16 protein-coding genes and 1 tRNA gene are annotated in these 21,223 nt (G+C 69.1%); 15 read left to right on the forward strand and 2 right to left on the reverse strand.

Annotation, left to right across the window (positions count from 1 at the left end; all coding sequences use genetic code 11):
- The 5 genes from ACIRQ9_RS03910 (at position 1) to ACIRQ9_RS03930 (ending at position 4,794) form a co-directional block, all read left to right on the forward strand.
- Positions 1 to 429 carry a MaoC family dehydratase gene (locus tag ACIRQ9_RS03910; protein WP_404166870.1) on the forward strand — a complete coding sequence of 143 codons (429 nt, stop codon included), beginning with the start codon at positions 1 to 3 and terminating at the stop codon, positions 427 to 429.
- A 271-nt stretch (positions 430 to 700) separates the two neighbouring features.
- A complete protein-coding gene (locus ACIRQ9_RS03915; protein ID WP_404166872.1) occupies positions 701 to 1,273 on the forward strand; it encodes a TetR/AcrR family transcriptional regulator in 573 nt (190 codons plus the stop codon).
- 99 nt (positions 1,274 to 1,372) lie between these two features.
- Positions 1,373 to 2,821: a DHA2 family efflux MFS transporter permease subunit gene (locus ACIRQ9_RS03920; protein WP_404166874.1), complete on the forward strand. Its 1,449-nt coding sequence runs from the start codon at positions 1,373 to 1,375 to the stop codon at positions 2,819 to 2,821.
- Positions 2,822 to 2,944: 123 nt separating this feature from the next.
- Positions 2,945 to 4,000 (forward strand): UDP-N-acetylmuramate dehydrogenase, encoded by a 1,056-nt coding sequence (locus tag ACIRQ9_RS03925; RefSeq protein WP_404166876.1) that lies wholly within the window; start codon positions 2,945 to 2,947, stop codon positions 3,998 to 4,000.
- A gap of 125 nt (positions 4,001 to 4,125) precedes the next feature.
- A complete protein-coding gene (locus ACIRQ9_RS03930) occupies positions 4,126 to 4,794 on the forward strand; it encodes a hypothetical protein (protein ID WP_404166878.1) in 669 nt (222 codons plus the stop codon).
- A 42-nt stretch (positions 4,795 to 4,836) separates the two neighbouring features.
- Here ACIRQ9_RS03930 and ACIRQ9_RS03935 read toward each other — a convergent pair whose 3' ends face one another.
- A complete protein-coding gene (locus ACIRQ9_RS03935) occupies positions 4,837 to 5,877 on the reverse strand; it encodes an adenosine deaminase (protein ID WP_404166880.1) in 1,041 nt (346 codons plus the stop codon).
- A gap of 143 nt (positions 5,878 to 6,020) precedes the next feature.
- Positions 6,021 to 7,247 (reverse strand): pyridoxal phosphate-dependent aminotransferase, encoded by a 1,227-nt coding sequence (locus ACIRQ9_RS03940; protein WP_404166882.1) that lies wholly within the window; start codon positions 7,245 to 7,247, stop codon positions 6,021 to 6,023.
- Between the two features lie 262 nt (positions 7,248 to 7,509).
- Between ACIRQ9_RS03940 and ACIRQ9_RS03945 the strand changes: the two genes are divergently transcribed.
- From ACIRQ9_RS03945 to ACIRQ9_RS03990, 10 genes are all read left to right on the forward strand, one after another.
- Positions 7,510 to 7,582, forward strand: a tRNA-Trp gene (locus ACIRQ9_RS03945).
- 108 nt (positions 7,583 to 7,690) lie between these two features.
- A complete protein-coding gene (gene secE / locus ACIRQ9_RS03950; protein ID WP_404166884.1) occupies positions 7,691 to 7,975 on the forward strand; it encodes a preprotein translocase subunit SecE in 285 nt (94 codons plus the stop codon).
- Between the two features lie 80 nt (positions 7,976 to 8,055).
- A complete protein-coding gene (nusG, locus tag ACIRQ9_RS03955) occupies positions 8,056 to 8,949 on the forward strand; it encodes a transcription termination/antitermination protein NusG (protein ID WP_404166886.1) in 894 nt (297 codons plus the stop codon).
- Between the two features lie 157 nt (positions 8,950 to 9,106).
- Entirely contained in the window at positions 9,107 to 9,541 is a 435-nt protein-coding gene (gene rplK / locus ACIRQ9_RS03960) for a 50S ribosomal protein L11 (RefSeq protein ID WP_037858373.1), read from the forward strand.
- 81 nt (positions 9,542 to 9,622) lie between these two features.
- Positions 9,623 to 10,348: a 50S ribosomal protein L1 gene (rplA, locus tag ACIRQ9_RS03965; RefSeq protein WP_404166888.1), complete on the forward strand. Its 726-nt coding sequence runs from the start codon at positions 9,623 to 9,625 to the stop codon at positions 10,346 to 10,348.
- Positions 10,349 to 10,563: 215 nt separating this feature from the next.
- On the forward strand, positions 10,564 to 11,430 hold the full coding sequence (locus ACIRQ9_RS03970) for a hypothetical protein (protein ID WP_404166890.1): 867 nt from the start codon (positions 10,564 to 10,566) through the stop codon (positions 11,428 to 11,430).
- 285 nt (positions 11,431 to 11,715) lie between these two features.
- Positions 11,716 to 12,246 (forward strand): 50S ribosomal protein L10, encoded by a 531-nt coding sequence (gene rplJ, locus ACIRQ9_RS03975; protein WP_351318133.1) that lies wholly within the window; start codon positions 11,716 to 11,718, stop codon positions 12,244 to 12,246.
- Positions 12,247 to 12,406: 160 nt separating this feature from the next.
- Entirely contained in the window at positions 12,407 to 12,790 is a 384-nt protein-coding gene (rplL, locus tag ACIRQ9_RS03980) for a 50S ribosomal protein L7/L12 (protein ID WP_404167514.1), read from the forward strand.
- Positions 12,791 to 13,349: 559 nt separating this feature from the next.
- Complete coding sequence (rpoB, locus tag ACIRQ9_RS03985; protein ID WP_404166892.1) at positions 13,350 to 16,835, forward strand: DNA-directed RNA polymerase subunit beta; 3,486 nt, start codon at positions 13,350 to 13,352, stop codon at positions 16,833 to 16,835.
- A 102-nt stretch (positions 16,836 to 16,937) separates the two neighbouring features.
- On the forward strand, positions 16,938 to 20,837 hold the full coding sequence (locus ACIRQ9_RS03990; RefSeq protein WP_404166894.1) for a DNA-directed RNA polymerase subunit beta': 3,900 nt from the start codon (positions 16,938 to 16,940) through the stop codon (positions 20,835 to 20,837).
- Positions 20,838 to 21,223 lie beyond the last annotated feature (386 nt).

The raw sequence follows: 21,223 nt of genomic DNA on the forward strand, positions 1-21,223 counted from the left end.
ATGACGTCGAAGATCGCGTACGAGGACGTCGAGGTCGGCACCGAGCTGCCCGCCCGGACCTTCCCCGTGACCCGCGCCGCACTGGTGCGGTACGCGGGTGCCTCCGGGGACTTCAACCCCATCCACTGGAACGAGAAGTTCGCCAAGGAGGTGGGCCTGCCGGACGTCATCGCGCACGGCATGTTCACCATGGCCGAGGCGATCCGCGTGGTCACCGACTGGACCGGGGACCCGGGCGCGGTCACCGAGTACGGCGTCCGCTTCACCCGGCCCGTCGTCGTCCCGAACGACGACCAGGGCGCCCTGATCGAGGTCAGCGGAAAGGTCGCGGCCAAGCTCGACGACAACACCGTGCGCGTCGACCTGACGGCGACGAGCGCGGGCCAGAAGGTGCTGGGCATGTCACGGGCGGTCGTGCGACTGGCCTGAAGCCGGGGCGTCCGGCGGCGGGCCGTGAGGTCCGCGACCGGGGCCAAGGCCTGTACGGCGGGGGTGGAGACCTCCACGGATCGCGGCCTCGGCCTCCACGGATCGCGGCCTCGGCCGTGACCGCGTGCTGGTAAGGGGCGTTCTCCACTGCGGGGCGCCCCTTACGTGTGGTCGCCCCCTACCCGTCGAACGGTCGGTGAGGGAGCGGGGTTCCGGGACGGCCTGGAGCGCACCCTTGACTTGGTTAGTGATTGAGTACTAACTTTCTCGCATGGTCAGGATGAGTGCCGAGGAGCGGCGCGAGAGCGTCGTCCGTGCGGCGATCACCGAGTTCTCGCGGAGGGGCTACTACGGCACCTCCACCGAGGCGATCGCCAAGCGGGTCGGAGTGTCGCAGCCGTACCTCTTCCGGCTCTTCCCGGGCAAGAAGGCGATCTTCGCCGCCGCCTCTCAGCGCTGCCTCGACGAGATGTGCGAGCTGTTCGAGGGGGCGGCCCACGGGGTGCGGGGCGAGGGCGCCCTGCATGCCATGGGTGACGCCTACGTGCGGCTGATCCAGGAGCGCCCGGAGTGGCTCCAGATGCAGATGCAGATGTACATCGCCGTCGCGGCCGCGGAGGCGGAGGGCGAGCACGAGTTCGGCGAACTGGTGCGGGCCGGCTGGGGGCGGCTGTGGGACACCGTGCATCTGCTCTCGGGGGCCGACATGGGACGCACCACGACCTTCCTGGCCAAAGGGATGCTCATCAACACCTACGCGGCCATGGGCTTCCCGCCCGAGCACCGGGTCTGGCAGGGGATGGCCGCCGTCATGGGCCAGCTGGACGAGCACGGCGACGACTGAGGAAGCGGGGGACCGCCCCGTCACCGGGCCTTTCCATGGATCAAAAAATTAGTGATCAATAACTAATCCACCTTCGCAGAAGCACGCTCTGGGGGAGCGATGTCACAAGAGACCGCACAGCAGAACGCCCGTCAGGGGGGCGCCGTATGGGCGCTCGTCATCACCAGCGTCGCCGGATTCATGGCGGCCCTCGACAACCTCGTCGTCACCACCGCACTGCCCTCCATCCGCAAGGACCTCGGCGGTGCGCTGGACGACCTCGAATGGACCGTGAGCGCCTACACGCTCACCTTCGCCGTCCTGCTGATGTTCGGCGCGGCCCTCGGTGACCGCTTCGGCCGCCGCCGGCTCTTCCTCGTCGGCCTCGCCGTGTTCACCGGCGCCTCCGCCGCCGCGGCCATGGCACCCGGCATCGACTCCCTGATCGCGGCCCGCGCCGTGCAGGGCGTCGGCGCGGCCGTGATGATGCCGCTGACGCTGACCCTGCTGACGGCCGCCGTGCCGGAGGCCAGGCGCGGAATGGCGTACGGCATCTGGGGCGCCGTCAACGGACTCGCGGTCGCCTCGGGACCGCTCATCGGCGGCAGCCTCACCGAACACGTGTCCTGGCACTGGATCTTCTGGCTGAACGTCCCGCTCGGCCTCGTCCTGCTGCCGCTCGCCCGGCTCCGGCTCGCCGAGTCCCACGGCGCCGGCGCCCCGCTCGACTTCCCCGGCACCCTGCTCGCCAGCGGCGGACTCTTCGGCATCGTCTACGGCCTGGTGCGCGGCCCCGCCGACGGCTGGACCAGCCCCCTCGTGCTCACCGGACTGTTCGCGGGCGGCGCCCTGCTCGTCGGGTTCGTCATCCACGGCAGCCGCGCCAAGAACCCCATGCTCCCGATGCGGCTCTTCCGCTCCCGCGCCTTCTCCGGGATCAACGCGGCAAGCCTGCTGATGTTCCTCGGCATGTTCGGCTCGATCTTCCTGCTCAGCCAGTACATGCAGGGCGTCCTCGGTTACTCGCCCACCGAGGCGGGCCTCAGGATGCTGCCCTGGACCGGCATGCCGATGCTCGTCGCACCGATCGCCGGCATCCTCTCCGACCGGATAGGCGGCCGCCCGGTCGCCGCCGCGGGACTCTTCCTGCAGGCCGTCGGGCTCGGCTACATGGCCTCCGTGGTCACCGCCCACGCCTCCTACGGCGTCCAGCTGCCCGCCCTGATCATCAGCGGGATCGGCATGGCGCTGTACTTCGCGCCCGCCGCCAACCTCGTGATGTCCTCCGTGCTGCCGCAGGAACAAGGCATCGCGTCCGGCGCCAACAACGCGCTCCGCGAGGTCGGCGGCGCGCTCGGCATCGCCGTCATGTCCTCCATCTTCGCCGCCCAGGGCGGCTACGAGAGCGCCCAGAGCTTCGTGGACGGACTGCGGCCCGCCCTGGTCACCGGCTCGGCCGTGGTCGCCGTCGCCGGGATCGCCGCCCTCCTCATCCCCGGCCGCAGGCGCGCCGCCCGGACGGTGACCGGCACCGAGCCCGCGCCGGCCCTGGAGAGCGTCGGCGGCTGACGCTCACGCGCGCGTGGGGCCCCGTTCCGGGCGGACGGGGCCCCACGCGCGCGTGCGGCCCGTCACGGGGAGAGCGGGGAGAGCACGGAGGGGGTGCCGGTGACGTCTCGTAGTCTTGGGCGCGTGCAGGAACTCCACGACGCCCCCCTCGCCCCCCTCACCACCTTCCGGCTCGGCGGCCCCGCCACCCGGCTGGTCACCGCGACCACCGACGCCGAGGTGATGGCCGCCGTGCGTGAGGCCGACGACACCGGCACCCCGCTGCTCGTCATCGGCGGCGGCTCGAACCTCGTCATCGGCGACAAGGGCTTCGACGGCACGGCGCTGCGCATCGCCACCACCGGCTTCGAGGCACGCGGTACGGGGCTGGAGCTGGCGGCCGGCGAGGTGTGGACCGACGCGGTCGCCCGCACCGTCGAGGCGGGCCTCGCGGGTATCGAGTGCCTCGCCGGGATCCCGGGCTCCGCGGGCGCCACCCCCATCCAGAACGTCGGGGCCTACGGCCAGGAGGTCTCCTCGACCATCACCGAGGTCGTCGCCTACGACCGGCGGGCCGGCGAGACGGTGACGCTGACCAACGAGGAGTGCGCGTTCTCCTACCGGCACAGCCGGTTCAAGGCCGACCCCGAGCGGTACGTCGTCCTGCGCGTGCGCTTCGGACTGGAGGACGCCGGCGGGCTGTCGGCGCCGGTGCGGTACGCCGAGGCCGCACGCGCGCTCGGAGTGGCACCGGGCGAACGGGCACCGCTGGCCCGAGCCCGCGAGGCCGTGCTCGCCCTGCGCGCGGGGAAGGGCATGGTGCTCGACCCCGAGGACCACGACACCTGGTCGGCGGGATCCTTCTTCACCAACCCCATCCTCACGGACGAGCAGTTCGCCGACTTCCACGCGCGCGTGCGCGACCGGCTCGGCGACGAGGCCGAGCCGCCCGCCTACCCGGCGGGGGAGGGACGCACCAAGACCTCCGCGGCCTGGCTGATCGACAAGGCCGGGTTCGGCAAGGGATACGGCAGCGGGCCCGCCCGGATCTCCACCAAGCACACGCTGGCGCTGACCAACCGGGGCGGGGCCACGACCGAGGACCTGCTGGCACTCGCGCGCGAGGTCGTCGCCGGTGTCCACGGGGCGTTCGGAGTGACCCTCGTCAACGAGCCGGTGACCGTCGGCGTGAGCCTGTAGCGACCGGCGCCCGCGGCAACCGCCCCGCCCCGGGCCACGCCCGCCCCGGACCACGTCAGGCCCGGCGGAATCCCGTTGCCGGGAGACACCGCCGTCCGCGACCCTGGTGCCGTGAGAAGCGCCCCATGCGGCTGAGACTGCGCGAGTTCCGGCCCCGCACCGGCCCGCACGAACACCGCGTCGTCCAGCCCCGGCAGCCGCTGCGGCACACCGCGCTGCGCGAGCCCGCGCCCGTCGGCGTCCTCATGGGCGACCACGACGGGCTCAGCCGGCTCGCCGGACTGTTCTCGTTCGCCGCCCACTCACCGCACACCGTCGTCCACGTGCCGCTGCGGGACGGAGTCCCGCCCGACGAGGGACGGGGCCCGCTCGTCGACCTCGTCCTGGCCCACGGCACGCTCGGGCTGCGCGCCTCGCAGTGGCCCGCACTGCGCCGGCGGCTGCGGCGGGGCGGCGTCCCGCTCACCGTCCGCACCGACGAGGCGCGCACCGCACGGCACGCCGCCGCCCTGCTCGCGCGGGAGCACCACGCCGACCGCCGCGACGAACTGCGCCACACCACCCACGCGGGCACGTTCTTCCTCTTCGGCAGCCGGGACGTCTTCGCCGACGCCGCCATGTCGTTCGCCGACGCGGCCGGCCGGGGCCCCCGGCAGAAACGGGTGGCCACGGGACAGGCGGCACTGGTGGCCGGGCTGCGGGGCCTGCGGCAGCCGCCCGGCGGCGGACACCCGGTCGAGCTCCTGATCTGCTTCAAGGCCCACCCGCCCTACGCCCACTTCCGCAGACCCTGACGGAACCACGAGGGCACCCGCCCGGTCAGGACACCGGCCCGATCAGGACACCGGCGCGGTCAGCCAGGCGTCGATGTCCGTCAGCAGCCGCGCCTTCACGTCCTCGGGTGCCGCCGAACCCCGTACCGACTGCCGGGCCAGCTCCGCCAGTTCGGCGTCCGTGAAACCGTGGTGCACGCGCGCGATGTCGTACTGGGCGGCCAGCCGTGAGCCGAACAGGAGCGGGTCGTCGGCGCCCAGCGCCAGCGGGACGCCCGCCTCGAACAGCGTGCGCAGCGGCACGTCCTCGGGCTTCTCGTAGACGCCGAGCGCCACGTTGGAGGCCGGGCACACCTCGCAGGTGATGCCCCGGTCCGCCAGCCGCTTGAGCAGCCTCGGGTCCTCCGCCGCCCGCACACCGTGCCCGATCCGGGAGGCGTGCAGATCGTCCAGGCAGTCCCGCACCGACGCGGGCCCGGTCAGCTCGCCGCCGTGCGGGGCCGCCAGCAGGCCGCCGTCGCGCGCGATGTGGAACGCCCGGTCGAAGTCCCGGGCCATGCCCCGCCGCTCGTCGTTGGAGAGGCCGAAGCCGACCACACCCCGGTCCGCGTACCGCACGGCGAGCCGCGCGAGCGTGCGCGCGTCCAGCGGGTGCTTCATGCGGTTCGCGGCGACCAGGACGCGCATCCCGAGCCCGGTGTCCCGGGACGTCGTCTCCACCGCGTCCAGGATGATCTCCAGCGCCGGGATCAGCCCGCCCAGACGCGGCGCGTACGACGTCGGGTCCACCTGGATCTCCAGCCAGCCCGAGCCGTCCCTGATGTCCTCCTCGGCGGCCTCCCGGACCAGCCGGCGGATGTCGTCGGGTTCTCTCAGGCAGGAGCGCGCGGCGTCGTACAGGCGCTGGAAGCGGAACCAGCCGCGTTCGTCGGTGGCCCGCAGTCTCGGTGGTTCGCCGCTGGTCAAGGCATCGGTCAGCGCCTCCGGCAGGTGTACGCCGTACTTGTCGGCCAGCTCCAGGACGGTCGCCGGCCGCATCGAACCGGTGAAGTGCAGATGCAGATGAGCCTTGGGCAGCTCAGAGACATCACGTACGTGCTCCATTCCAGGATCCTGCCGTACGCGGCGGCCGTACCGGTAGCGGATTCCCCGTTAGTGGCCTTGCTCGCACAGACAAACGGGCCGCCTCCCCGCGGGGGAGACGGCCCGTACGCGCGCGTGCGACGCGAGGCGACGACGGTCCGGGGTCAGTCCCGTGCCTCGGCCAGCAGCTTCTGCAGGCGGCTCACGCCCTCGGCGAGGTCCTCGTCACCGAGCGCGTACGACAGCCGCAGGTAGCCGGGCGTGCCGAAGGCCTCGCCGGGCACGACCGCGACCTCGGCCTCCTCAAGGATCAGCTCGGCCAGCTCCACCGACGTGGCGGGCCGCCTGCCGCGGATCTCCTTGCCGAGCAGCCCCTTGACCGACGGGTACGCGTAGAAGGCGCCCTCGGGCTCCGGGCAGACCACGCCGTCGATCTCGTTGAGCATCCGCACGATGGTCCTGCGGCGCCGGTCGAAGGCCTCGCGCATCGTCGCCACGGCCTCCAGGTCGCCGGAGACGGCGGCCAGGGCGGCGGCCTGCGCCACGTTGGAGACGTTCGAGGTGGCGTGCGACTGCAGGTTGGTCGCGGCCTTGACGACGTCCTTGGGGCCGATGAGCCAGCCCACCCGCCAGCCCGTCATGGCGTACGTCTTGGCGACACCGTTGACGACGATGCACTTGTCGCGCAGCTCGGGCAGGATCGCCGGCAGCGAGGTGAACTTCGCGTCGCCGTAGACGAGGTGCTCGTAGATCTCGTCGGTCAGCACCCACAGGCCGTGCTCGGCTGCCCAGCGGCCGACCGCCTCGGTCTCGGCCTCGCTGTAGACGGCGCCGGTCGGGTTGGACGGGGAGACGAAGAGCAGGACCTTCGTCTTCTCCGTGCGCGCCGCCTCCAGCTGCTCCACGGAGACCCGGTAACCGGTCGTCTCGTCGGCGACGACGTCCACCGGGACACCGCCGGCGAGACGGATCGACTCCGGGTACGTCGTCCAGTAGGGGGCGGGGACGATGACCTCGTCGCCCGGGTCCAGGATCGCGGCGAAGGCCTCGTAGATGGCCTGCTTGCCGCCGTTGGTGACGAGGACCTGGCTCGCGTCCACCTCGTAGCCGGAGTCCCGCAGCGTCTTCGCGGCGATCGCGGCCTTCAGCTCGGGCAGGCCGCCGGCCGGCGTGTAGCGGTGGTACTTCGGGTTGCGGCAGGCCTCGATCGCGGCGTCGACGATGTAGTCCGGGGTCGGGAAGTCGGGCTCACCGGCGCCGAAGCCGATCACCGGACGCCCGGCGGCCTTCAGGGCCTTGGCCTTGGCGTCCACGGCGAGGGTCGCGGACTCGGAGATCGCGCCGACTCGGGCGGAGACCCGGCGCTCGGTGGGAGGGGTTGCAGCGCTCATGGGGCCCATCGTTTCAGACCGGAAACCTGACCGGCACGCCGGTTTCACGGACTGAACCGCCAAGAGCCGGGCCGTGAACAAGCGTCCGGATCCCGGCCCCGGCCAGGACGATCTTCCGTACGGTCGCCCCGGACTGCCGCTTTCTGTTCGACGCGGCGCCCGCGACCACGTACACTCACTCCTCGTTGGCCTTCAGCAGGCGCGACCGAGCCGGTGCACTCCGAGCACTCGGCCGGATGCGGTACGTTGGGGGACACAGCAGAGGGTCGTAGCTCAATTGGTAGAGCACCGGTCTCCAAAACCGGCGGTTGGGGGTTCAAGTCCCTCCGGCCCTGCTACACACACCGCCAGGATGTGTGCCCATGTACGTACAAGCATTGCACCGCCGTGCGGCTCTGGAACCGGGCGCGGCACGGCCACGACCCGGGATCAGGTGAGGATGAATGACGGACGCCGTGGGCTCCATCGATACGCCTGATGCCCAGGACGAGGTGTCGGAGTCCAAGAGGGCCCGCAAGGGCGGTAAGCGGGCCAAGAAGGGCCCGCTGAAGCGTCTTGCCACCTTCTACCGCCAGATCATCGCGGAACTCCGCAAGGTCGTCTGGCCGACTCGCAACCAGCTGACGTCGTACACCACCGTGGTGATCTTCTTTGTCGCCATCATGATCGCTCTGGTGACCGTGATTGACTATGGGCTCAACCACGCTGCCAAGTACGTCTTCGGCTGAGCACAGAGCGAAGGGCGCCGTGGTACCGGCGCCCCTTTTCGCATGTTCCACCCCTATGTATCCAGGAAGAAGCAGCCATCGTGTCTGACCCGAACCTGAACGACGACGCCACCGAGCCCCGTGGGCAGGCGGCCGAGACGGTCGACGACGAGCTCGACATCGTCGAGGGCGCGGACGAGCAGGACGAGTTCGAGGCTGCAGAGGCCGAACTGGGGGAGCCGGCCGAGGAGGCCGCGGTCCACGTCGAGGACGAGGACGTCGACGCGGAGGAGTCGGACGAGGCTGACGACGCCGAAGAAGCCGACGAGGACGACGAAGAGGCCGAGGCGGCCGCCGAGGAAGAGCCCGCGGAGCCCGTTGATCCCGTCCAGGCGCTCCGTGAGGAACTGCGGCTCCTGCCGGGCGAGTGGTACGTCATCCACACCTACGCCGGCTACGAGAACCGCGTGAAGACCAACCTGGAGCAGCGCGCCGTCTCGCTGAACGTCGAGGACTACATCTTCCAGGCCGAGGTGCCGCAGGAAGAGGTCGTCCAGATCAAGAACGGCGACCGCAAGACGATCAAGCAGAACAAGCTCCCCGGTTACGTGCTCGTCCGCATGGACCTGACGAACGAGTCCTGGGGCGTCGTCCGCAACACCCCGGGTGTCACCGGCTTCGTCGGCAACGCCTACGACCCGTACCCGCTGACCCTGGACGAGATCGTAAAGATGCTCGCCCCGGAGGCCGAGGAGAAGGCCGCCCGCGAGGCCGCCGAGGCCGAGGGCAAGCCGGCGCCGCAGCGCAAGGTCGAGGTCCAGGTGCTGGACTTCGAGGTCGGCGACTCGGTCACCGTCACCGACGGCCCGTTCGCCACGCTCCAGGCCACGATCAACGAGATCAACCCCGACTCCAAGAAGGTCAAGGGTCTGGTGGAGATCTTCGGTCGGGAGACGCCGGTGGAGCTGTCCTTCGACCAGATCCAGAAGAACTAGCTCCTTCTGGAGATCGCACGTCCGAGCAGGTCAGGCATCGCCTGACCTGCTCGGTTTTTGGCCGCGCATCTATACCCGTTATCGTTGTGCGGTATGCCTGCGTTCGGGTTGGTCCCTTCGCGCAGGCAGGACCCGAAATGAAAGGACCCGGAGAGCTATGCCTCCCAAGAAGAAGAAGGTCACGGGGCTCATCAAGCTCCAGATCAACGCCGGTGCGGCGAACCCGGCTCCGCCGGTCGGCCCCGCGCTGGGCCAGCACGGCGTCAACATCATGGAGTTCTGCAAGGCCTACAACGCCGCGACCGAGTCGCAGCGCGGTTGGGTCATCCCGGTCGAGATCACGGTCTACGAGGACCGCTCGTTCACCTTCGTCACCAAGACCCCGCCGGCCGCGAAGATGATCCTCAAGGCCGCCGGTGTCGAGAAGGGCTCGGGCGAGCCCCACAAGACCAAGGTCGCCAAGATCACCGAGGCGCAGGTCCGGGAGATCGCCCAGACCAAGCTTCCCGACCTGAACGCCAACGACCTGGACGCCGCGTCGAAGATCATCGCCGGCACCGCCCGTTCCATGGGCATCACGGTCGAGGGCTGAACCCCACCTTCGTAGAACCACCGTGGCAGGGCCTGCTCGGCCCGTGAACCACGACTCCTTCAGAACCCACAGGAGCAAGTTGTGAGCAAGCGCAGCAAGGCCCTTCGCGCTGCGGACGAGAAGATCGACCGGGACAAGCTGTACGCCCCGCTCGAGGCCGTCCGTCTCGCCAAGGAGACCTCCACGACCAAGTTCGACGGCACCGTCGAGGTCGCCTTCCGCCTGGGTGTCGACCCGCGCAAGGCCGACCAGATGGTCCGTGGCACCGTGAACCTCCCGCACGGCACCGGCAAGACCGCCCGGGTCCTGGTCTTCGCGACCGGTGACCGTGCCGAGGCCGCGCGTGCCGCGGGCGCCGACATCGTCGGCGCCGACGAACTGATCGACGAGGTGGCGAAGGGCCGTCTGGACTTCGACGCCGTCGTCGCCACCCCGGACCTCATGGGCAAGGTCGGCCGCCTGGGCCGTGTCCTCGGCCCGCGTGGTCTGATGCCGAACCCGAAGACCGGCACCGTGACCCCGGACACCGCCAAGGCCGTGACCGAGATCAAGGGCGGCAAGATCGAGTTCCGCGTCGACAAGCACTCGAACCTGCACTTCATCATCGGCAAGACGTCCTTCGACGACTCCAAGCTGGTGGAGAACTACGGCGCCGCGCTGGAGGAGATCCTCCGTCTGAAGCCGTCCGCCGCCAAGGGTCGCTACATCAAGAAGGCCGCCATCAGCACCACGATGGGCCCCGGCATTCCGGTCGACTCGAACCGCACCCGCAACCTCCTCACCGAGGAGGACCCGGCCGCCGTCTGAGCCCCGCGCTCGGTCCGGCAGCCGCGTCAGGGACGCGTCACCACCAGGACGGGCCCCGCAACCCACGAGGGTTGCGGGGCCCGTCCCGTTTCTCCGGCAGGGCCGCGGCCCGTCGCGGACCGGGCCGCCAGGCCCGGCTACGCGGGCCTTCGGGGACGCCTGACGGCGGGCTGGGTTAGCGTCGGGGGTGCGGGAGACACAGGGGGTGGGGCGACATGACGAGGTCCAGGGTGTGCCGGACGGTCCTGGCGATCGCGGTGGCGACCACACTGACCGGTGCGGTCGCCTGCACCGCGTCGGCCGGCCCCGAGCCCGAGGACACCGGCGCCGCGCACCGGAGCGGCGCCCTGGCCGCCCTGCGTTCCGCCGAGCGGTCCACGCAGCGGGCCCGGTCGGTGCGGGTCCGCTCCACCACCGCGCTGGGCTCCCTGCTGTCCACCAGGGCCGAGGGCGCCCTCGGCTGGACGGACGGCCTCACCGGCACCCTCACCATCACCTACACCGGCGGCAGCACCGCCGACCTGATGCGCAGTCTCGACTCCACGTCCCTGGAGACCCGCTACCTCCAGGACGCCTACTACGCCAAGGTCGGCCCCGCCTTCGCCCGCCGGCTGGGCGGCAGGCACTGGATCAAGTACCCCTACGCGTATCTCGCCACCCTCGGCGGCGGCTCGGGCGCCATGATCACCGACCTGATGCGCAACACCACCCCCAACCGGCCGGTACGGCTGCTGCTGGCCGCCGGGGACGTGCGCGTGGCGGGCCGGGAGCAGGTCTCTGGCCGGCGCACCACCCACTACTCGGGCACGGTCAGCGTCTCGGACCTGGACGCCGGCAGCGAGCTGCGCGACCAGCTCACCCAGGCCGGCGTCGGCACCGAGACCGTCGACATCTGGGTCGACGACCAGGACCTGCTGGTCAAGAAGGTAGAGAAGGCCGCCACGGCGAACGGCGCGATGACCCAGACCGCCTACTACCGGGACTACGGGGTGCGGGTCACCGCCGAGCGGCCCCCGGCCGCCGACACGGAGGACTTCCGGACGCTGCTGAAGAAGCAGGACGGCACCGGACCGGCCTCGTGAGAGCACCCGTCCGGCACGGATTTGCTTGACGGCGCACCGGTCCCGTACTCTCCTGGAGAAGCCAAAGACCGCTGGTCGTTGCCGTGTGCTCGTGAGAGGGCGCGGTGGCCGAAGGATCCGCTGAACAGCGGACGACCCGCGCAGGTGACTGTGGAAATGCTCCCGGGACCCGCACTCAGGTGTGTGTGATCGGTCGAGCTGAGCCCCGTGCGCCTGCGCCGGGGCGTTTCGTTTTCCCAGCCCCTTCTGAGCGGTCCTCATCACCCGGAAGGAGGCCGACGCTCTATGGCAAGGCCCGACAAGGCTGCCGCGGTAGCCGAGCTGACGGAGCAGTTCCGCAGCTCGACCGCCGCCGTGCTGACCGAGTACCGGGGTCTCACCGTGGCGCAGCTCAAGACGCTGCGTCGTTCGCTCGGTGAGAACGCCCAGTACGCCGTGGTGAAGAACACGCTGACCAAGATTGCGGCCAACGAGGCCGGGATCTCCACGCTCGACGACCTGTTCAACGGTCCGACGGCGGTCGCCTTCGTCACCGGTGACCCGGTGGTGTCGGCGAAGGGTCTTCGTGACTTTGCCAAGGACAACCCGAACCTCGTCATCAAGGGCGGTGTCCTTGACGGCAAGGCGCTGTCCGCCGACGAGATCAAGAAGCTTGCGGACCTCGAGTCCCGCGAGGTTCTGCTCGCCAAGCTGGCGGGCGCCATGAAGGGCAAGCAGACGCAGACTGCGCAGCTCTTCCAGGCGCTTCCCTCGAAGCTCGTCCGCACCGTGGACGCGCTCCGTGCCAAGCAGGACGAGCAGGGCGGTGCCGAGTAATTCGGCTCCCGAAATGACCGCCGCCTGAGGCTCGCCGTCCATGGCGACGCGCCTGAGGCAGAGGTCGTAGCGGGCCGAACGTCTACGCAGTAACGCCGCAAGGCGTACGCCCGCCAGACATGTACATCCGGCACCTGCCGAATTGAGTGGAAGGAAAGCCATCGTGGCTCTCACCCAGGACGAACTGCTCGCCGAGTTCGAGGGCATGACCCTCATCCAGCTCTCCGAGTTCGTGAAGGCGTTCGAGGAGAAGTTCGACGTCACCGCCGCCGCCGCGGTTGCCGTCGCGGGTCCGGCCGGCCCGGCCGCCGCCGCCCCGCAGGAGGAGGAGAAGGACGAGTTCGACGTCATCCTCACCGGTGCCGGCGACAAGAAGATCCAGGTCATCAAGGTCGTGCGTGAGCTGACCTCCCTCGGCCTGAAGGAGGCCAAGGACCTGGTGGACGGCGCCCCGAAGCCCGTCCTCGAGAAGGTCGCCAAGGACGCCGCCGAGAAGGCCGCCGAGTCCCTCAAGGCCGCCGGCGCCTCCGTCGAGGTCAAGTAACACCCCGCGGGTCCGCAGGGACCCGCACGGGCCGCAGCCCTCGTACAGAGGGCTGTAACGCTCGAGCACCGAAGAGCGATCATCCATCCGGGTGGTCGCTCTTCGGCGTTCCCGGAGGGCCGACCACGGTTACCTTGCACCCGCTCCGGCGGGGGGTATGGTGATCTTCGTCGTGTCCCTGGCGCACCGGGTTTGCGCAGGGGGGCCTTGACGAACCGCACGCAGCGCGCAATTCTCAGGACGCGTCGCCAGAACGGTCCGAATCCGAGGCATGGATCGGCGACGAAGAGGGCAGTATCAACGTGCGTTTGAAGGCAGGCATGTGACGCAGGCGTTGACGATGATGAGGGTCTCAGAAAATGGAGACTGGACATCAGTGTGCCAAGTGGCTACACTGACCCTTTGCGCTGCCTGTTAGCCGTCCCCTGCCCGTCACCAGGGGTCTGCCCTCACCCGAATGCCGACGACCGAACCTCCTCTGAAGTGGGGTTTCCGTCTCTGTGTCCGGGAAGGGACCGGGGAGCGCGTAGTGAGTCCGAGCCCTCGGAAGGACCCCCTCTTGGCCGCCTCGCGCACTGCCTCGAACGCGAATATGAACAACGGCGCCAGCACCGCCCCGCTGCGCATCTCCTTTGCAAAGATCAAGGAGCCTCTCGAGGTTCCCAACCTGCTCGCGCTGCAGACCGAGAGCTTCGACTGGCTGCTCGGCAACACCGCCTGGCAGAGTCGGGTCGAGGAGGCTCTGGAGTCCGGTCAGGACGTCCCCACCAAGTCCGGTCTGGAGGAGATCTTCGAGGAGATCTCCCCGATCGAGGACTTCTCCGGGTCGATGTCGCTGACGTTCCGCGACCACCGTTTCGAGCCGCCGAAGAACAGCATCGACGAGTGCAAGGAGCGCGACTTCACGTACGCCGCCCCGCTCTTCGTCACGGCGGAGTTCACCAACAACGAGACCGGTGAGATCAAGTCCCAGACGGTCTTCATGGGCGACTTCCCGCTCATGACGAACAAGGGCACCTTCGTCATCAACGGCACCGAGCGTGTCGTGGTGTCGCAGCTCGTCCGGTCGCCGGGTGTCTACTTCGACTCCTCGATCGACAAGACGTCCGACAAGGACATCTTCTCCGCCAAGATCATCCCCTCCCGCGGTGCCTGGCTGGAGATGGAGATCGACAAGCGCGACATGGTCGGTGTCCGCATCGACCGCAAGCGCAAGCAGTCGGTCACCGTCCTGCTCAAGGCGCTCGGCTGGACCACCGAGCAGATCCTCGAGGAGTTCGGCGAGTACGAGTCCATGCGCGCCACCCTGGAGAAGGACCACACCCAGGGCCAGGACGACGCGCTGCTCGACATCTACCGCAAGCTGCGTCCGGGCGAGCCCCCGACGCGGGAGGCGGCGCAGACCCTGCTCGAGAACCTGTACTTCAACCCGAAGCGCTACGACCTCGCCAAGGTCGGCCGCTACAAGGTCAACAAGAAGCTCGGCGCGGACGCCCCGCTCGACGCCGGCATCCTGACCGTCGAGGACATCATCTCGACGATCAAGTACCTGGTGAAGCTGCACGCCGGCGAGACCGAGACGGTCGGTGACAGCGGTGGCTCGATCGTCGTCGAGACCGACGACATCGACCACTTCGGCAACCGCCGCCTGCGCAGCGTCGGCGAGCTGATCCAGAACCAGGTCCGCACGGGTCTGGCGCGTATGGAGCGCGTCGTGCGTGAGCGCATGACCACACAGGACGTCGAGGCGATCACGCCGCAGACCCTGATCAACATCCGGCCGGTCGTCGCCTCCATCAAGGAGTTCTTCGGCACCAGCCAGCTGTCCCAGTTCATGGACCAGAACAACCCGCTGTCGGGTCTCACCCACAAGCGCCGTCTGTCGGCGCTCGGTCCGGGTGGTCTCTCCCGTGAGCGGGCCGGCTTCGAGGTCCGTGACGTGCACCCGTCGCACTACGGCCGCATGTGCCCGATCGAGACGCCCGAAGGCCCGAACATCGGTCTTATCGGCTCGCTCGCCTCCTACGGCCGTGTCAACGCGTTCGGTTTCGTCGAGACCCCGTACCGCAAGGTCGTCGACGGCCAGGTCACCGACGACGTCGACTACCTGACCGCCGACGAAGAGGACCGATTCGTCATCGCGCAGGCCAACGCCGGCCTCAACGACGACATGCGCTTCTCCGAGAACCGCGTCCTGGTCCGCCGCCGCGGCGGCGAGGTCGACTACGTCGCCGGCGAGGACGTGGACTACATGGACGTCTCGCCGCGCCAGATGGTGTCGGTCGCGACCGCCATGATCCCGTTCCTGGAGCACGACGACGCCAACCGTGCCCTCATGGGCGCGAACATGATGCGCCAGGCCGTGCCGCTCATCAAGAGCGAGTCCCCGCTCGTCGGCACCGGCATGGAGTACCGCTCCGCCGTGGACGCCGGTGACGTGGTCAAGGCCGAGAAGCCGGGTGTGGTCCAGGAGGTCTCCGCGGACTACATCACCACCGCCAACGACGACGGCACCTACATCACCTACCGGCTGGCCAAGTTCGCCCGCTCCAACCAGGGCACCTCGGTCAACCAGAAGGTCATCGTCAACGAGGGCGACCGGATCATCGAGGGCCAGGTCCTGGCCGACGGTCCGGCCACCGAGAACGGCGAGATGGCCCTCGGCAAGAACCTGCTCGTGGCGTTCATGCCGTGGGAGGGTCACAACTACGAGGACGCGATCATCCTGTCGCAGCGCCTCGTGCAGGACGACGTCCTCTCCTCGATCCACATCGAGGAGCACGAGGTCGACGCCCGTGACACCAAGCTCGGCCCCGAGGAGATCACCCGGGACATCCCGAACGTCTCCGAGGAGGTCCTCGCCGACCTCGACGAGCGCGGCATCATCCGGATCGGTGCCGAGGTCGTCGCCGGCGACATCCTCGTCGGCAAGGTCACGCCCAAGGGCGAGACCGAGCTGACGCCGGAGGAGCGCCTGCTGCGCGCCATCTTCGGTGAGAAGGCCCGTGAGGTCCGTGACACCTCGCTGAAGGTCCCGCACGGCGAGATCGGCAAGGTCATCGGCGTCCGCGTCTTCGACCGCGAGGAGGGCGACGAGCTTCCCCCGGGCGTGAACCAGCTGGTCCGCGTCTACGTCGCTCAGAAGCGCAAGATCACCGACGGTGACAAGCTCGCCGGCCGTCACGGCAACAAGGGTGTCATCTCCAAGATCCTGCCGATCGAGGACATGCCGTTCCTGGAGGACGGCACCCCGGTCGACATCATCCTCAACCCGCTGGGTGTCCCGTCCCGAATGAACCCGGGACAGGTCCTGGAGATCCACCTGGGCTGGCTCGCCAGCCGAGGCTGGGACGTCTCCGGCCTCGCCGACGAGTGGGCCCAGCGCCTCCAGGTCATCGGCGCCGACCAGGTCGCCCCGCGCACCAACGTCGCCACCCCGGTGTTCGACGGTGCCCGCGAGGACGAGCTGGCGGGTCTGCTGCAGCACACCATCCCGAACCGCGACGGCGACCGCCTGGTCCTCCCGTCCGGCAAGGCGCGGCTGTTCGACGGCCGCAGCGGTGAGCCGTTCCCGGACCCGATCTCGGTCGGCTACATGTACATCCTCAAGCTGCACCACCTGGTCGACGACAAGCTGCACGCCCGGTCGACCGGCCCCTACTCGATGATCACCCAGCAGCCGCTGGGTGGTAAGGCCCAGTTCGGTGGCCAGCGGTTCGGCGAGATGGAGGTGTGGGCGCTGGAGGCTTACGGCGCCGCGTACGCCCTCCAGGAGCTGCTGACCATCAAGTCCGACGACGTCACCGGCCGCGTGAAGGTCTACGAGGCCATCGTCAAGGGCGAGAACATCCCCGAGCCCGGCATCCCCGAGTCCTTCAAGGTCCTCATCAAGGAGATGCAGTCGCTCTGCCTGAACGTGGAGGTGCTGTCCAGCGACGGTATGTCCATCGAGATGCGTGACACCGACGAGGACGTCTTCCGCGCGGCGGAGGAGCTCGGCATCGACCTGTCCCGGCGTGAGCCGAGCAGCGTCGAAGAGGTCTGACGGGAGTCCGGTAGGGGTCTCACCGCCGTGTGAGACCCCCGCCGACCCCCAGGCCCCCGTTTCAGACCAAAGACTCACAACCCTGAGAGGGATTGACGCATAGTGCTCGACGTCAACTTCTTCGACGAGCTCCGGATCGGCCTGGCCACCGCTGACGACATCCGTCAGTGGAGCCACGGCGAGGTCAAGAAGCCCGAGACGATCAACTACCGCACCCTCAAGCCGGAAAAGGACGGGCTCTTCTGCGAGAAGATCTTCGGCCCCACCCGGGACTGGGAGTGCTACTGCGGCAAGTACAAGCGCGTCCGCTTCAAGGGCATCATCTGTGAGCGCTGCGGCGTCGAGGTGACCCGCGCCAAGGTGCGCCGTGAGCGGATGGGCCACATCGAACTGGCCGCGCCCGTCACCCACATCTGGTACTTCAAGGGCGTCCCCTCGCGCCTGGGCTACCTGCTCGACCTCGCCCCGAAGGACCTGGAGAAGGTCATCTACTTCGCGGCGTACATGATCACGTTCGTCGACGAGGAGCGCCGTACCCGCGACCTGCCCTCCCTGGAGGCGCACGTCTCGGTCGAGCGCCAGCAGATCGAGAACCGCCGCGACTCCGACCTCGAGGCCCGTGCCAAGAAGCTGGAGAGCGACCTCGCCGAGCTGGAGGCCGAGGGTGCCAAGGCCGACGTGCGCCGCAAGGTGCGCGAGGGTGCCGAGCGTGAGATGAAGCAGCTGCGCGACCGTTCGCAGCGCGAGATCGACCGCCTCGACGAGGTGTGGACCCGCTTCAAGAACCTCAAGGTCCAGGACCTGGAGGGCGACGAGCTGCTCTACCGCGAGCTGCGTGACCGCTTCGGCACGTACTTCGACGGCTCGATGGGTGCCGCGGCGCTGCAGAAGCGTCTGGAGTCCTTCGACCTCGACGAGGAGGCCGAGAAGCTCCGCGAGATCATCCGCACCGGCAAGGGCCAGAAGAAGACCCGTGCGCTCAAGCGCCTCAAGGTCGTCTCCGCGTTCCTGCAGACCAGCAACAGCCCCAAGGGCATGGTGCTGGACTGCGTGCCGGTCATCCCGCCGGACCTCCGCCCGATGGTGCAGCTGGACGGTGGCCGCTTCGCGACCTCCGACCTGAACGACCTGTACCGCCGTGTGATCAACCGCAACAACCGCCTGAAGCGCCTTCTCGACCTCGGTGCGCCCGAGATCATCGTGAACAACGAGAAGCGCATGCTCCAGGAGGCCGTGGACGCCCTCTTCGACAACGGTCGTCGTGGTCGCCCGGTCACCGGTCCCGGCAACCGCCCGCTGAAGTCCCTGAGCGACATGCTCAAGGGCAAGCAGGGCCGCTTCCGTCAGAACCTGCTCGGCAAGCGAGTCGACTACTCGGCGCGTTCCGTCATCGTCGTCGGCCCGCAGCTGAAGCTGCACCAGTGCGGTCTGCCGAAGGCGATGGCGCTGGAGCTGTTCAAGCCGTTCGTGATGAAGCGCCTGGTGGACCTGAACCACGCGCAGAACATCAAGTCCGCCAAGCGCATGGTGGAGCGCGGCCGCACCGTCGTGTACGACGTCCTCGAAGAGGTCATCGCCGAGCACCCGGTGCTGCTGAACCGTGCGCCCACCCTGCACCGCCTCGGCATCCAGGCCTTCGAGCCGCAGCTGGTCGAGGGCAAGGCCATCCAGATCCACCCGCTCGTCTGCACCGCGTTCAACGCGGACTTCGACGGTGACCAGATGGCCGTGCACCTGCCGCTGTCCGCGGAGGCGCAGGCCGAGGCCCGCATCCTGATGCTGTCCTCGAACAACATCCTCAAGCCCGCCGACGGCCGTCCGGTGACGATGCCGACCCAGGACATGGTCCTCGGTCTGTTCTTCCTCACCACCGACGGCGAACTGCGTGACACCAAGGGCGAGGGCCGGTCCTTCGGCTCCACGGCCGAGGCGATCATGGCGTTCGACGCCGGCGAGCTCGCGCTGCAGTCGCCGGTCGACATCCGCTTCCCGGTGGGCACCATCCCGCCGCGCGGCTGGACCCCGCCGGCCGTCGAGGAAGGCGAGCCGGAGTACCAGACCGGTGACACCTTCCGGCTGCGGACCACCCTGGGCCGCGCGCTCTTCAACGAGCTGCTGCCCGAGGACTACCCGTTCGTCGACTACTCGGTGGGCAAGAAGCAGCTCTCCGAGATCGTCAACGACCTGGCCGAGCGTTACCCCAAGGTCATCGTGGCGGCGACGCTCGACAACCTGAAGGCGGCCGGCTTCTTCTGGGCGACCCGTTCCGGTGTCACCGTCGCCATCTCCGACGTCGTCGTTCCCGAGGCGAAGAAGGAGATCGTCAAGGGCTACGAGGCCCAGGACGAGAAGGTCCAGAAGCAGTACGAGCGCGGTCTGATCACCAAGGAAGAGCGCACTCAGGAGCTCATCGCGATCTGGACCAAGGCGACCAACGAGGTCGCCGAGGCGATGAACGAGAACTTCCCCAAGACGAACCCCATCTTCATGATGGTTGACTCGGGTGCCCGAGGAAACATGATGCAGATGCGGCAGATCGCCGGTATGCGTGGTCTGGTGTCGAACGCGAAGAACGAGACCATCCCGCGTCCGATCAAGGCCTCGTTCCGTGAGGGCCTGTCCGTGCTGGAGTACTTCATCTCCACCCACGGTGCCCGTAAGGGTCTGGCGGACACCGCCCTGCGTACCGCCGACTCGGGTTACCTCACCCGTCGTCTGGTGGACGTCTCGCAGGACGTCATCATCCGCGAGGAGGACTGCGGCACCGAGCGCGGGCTCAAGCTGCAGATCGCCGAGGTCGGCGCCGACGGCGTGCTGCGCAAGGCGGACAACGTCGAGACCAGCGTGTACGCACGTGCGCTGGCCGAGGACATCGTCGTCGACGGTGTGGTGCTGGCCCCGGCCAACACCGACCTCGGTGACGTCCTCATCGAGGAACTGGTCGCCCGTGGCGTCTCCGAGGTCAAGACCCGCTCGGTCCTGACCTGTGAGTCCGCCGTCGGCACCTGCGCCATGTGCTACGGCCGTTCGCTGGCCACCGGCAAGCTGGTCGACATCGGTGAGGCGGTCGGCATCATCGCCGCCCAGTCCATCGGTGAGCCCGGTACCCAGCTGACGATGCGTACCTTCCACACCGGTGGTGTGGCCGGTGACGACATCACCCAGGGTCTGCCGCGTGTCGTCGAGCTCTTCGAGGCCCGTACCCCGAAGGGTGTCGCCCCGATCTCCGAGGCCCAGGGCCGCGTGCGGATCGAGGAGACCGAGAAGACCAAGAAGATCGTCATCACGCCGGACGACGGCAGCGACGAGACGGCGTTCCCGATCTCGAAGCGTGCCCGGCTCCTGGTCAGCGAGGGCGAGCACGTCGAGGTGGGCCAGAAGCTCACCGTGGGTGCCACCAACCCGCACGACGTGCTGCGCATCCTGGGTCAGCGTGCCGTCCAGGTCCACCTGGTCGGCGAGGTCCAGAAGGTCTACAACTCGCAGGGTGTGTCGATCCACGACAAGCACATCGAGATCATCATCCGGCAGATGCTGCGCCGCGTGACGATCATCGAGTCCGGCGACGCCGAGCTGCTGCCCGGCGAGCTGGTCGAGCGCTCGAAGTTCGAGCACGAGAACCGTCGTGTGGTCCAGGAGGGCGGTCACCCGGCCTCCGGTCGTCCGCAGCTCATGGGTATCACCAAGGCCTCGCTGGCCACGGAGTCCTGGCTGTCGGCGGCGTCCTTCCAGGAGACGACCAGGGTCCTGACGGACGCGGCGATCAACGCCAAGTCCGACTCCCTGATCGGCCTCAAGGAGAACGTCATCATCGGTAAGCTCATCCCGGCCGGTACGGGTCTGTCCCGCTACCGCAACATCCGGGTGGAGCCGACCGAGGAGGCGAAGGCCGCGATGTACTCGGCCGTCGGCTACGACGACATCGACTACTCGCCGTTCGGCACGGGCTCCGGCCAGGCCGTTCCGCTGGAGGACTACGACTACGGTCCGTACAACCAGTAGAAGTGAGTTCTGAAGGGCGGCCGTCCCGGCACGGGGCGGCCGCCCTTCGGCGTACCCGGTCCGTCCCGCCGGCTCCCGGCCCCGCGGCCCCGGGGTGCCGCGCCTCGGATCCGCCCGCCCAGGCGGGCACCCTCGGCCGGCGCTGGGCCTCACGGCTCCACGAGCGGCGCTGCGGGGCCGCCGGAGGGCCGGTGCCGGTGCGGCGCGGGCAGCGCCCGGGCAGACGCCCAGCGGGCGTCGAGAGGCGCTTCTGGGTGCCGGCGGGTGGCATGGAGGCCGTGTGGTGCGGTCCGGCGGGTGGCGAGAAGGTCGCGTGGCGCGGTCCGGCGGGTGGCGTGGAGGCCGTGTGGCGCGGTCCGGCGGTCCGCGGTCCCTCCGGTTCGCGT

Source organism: Streptomyces sp. NPDC101237 (genome assembly GCF_044767465.1).
Lineage (GTDB): Bacteria > Actinomycetota > Actinomycetes > Streptomycetales > Streptomycetaceae > Streptomyces > Streptomyces gramineus.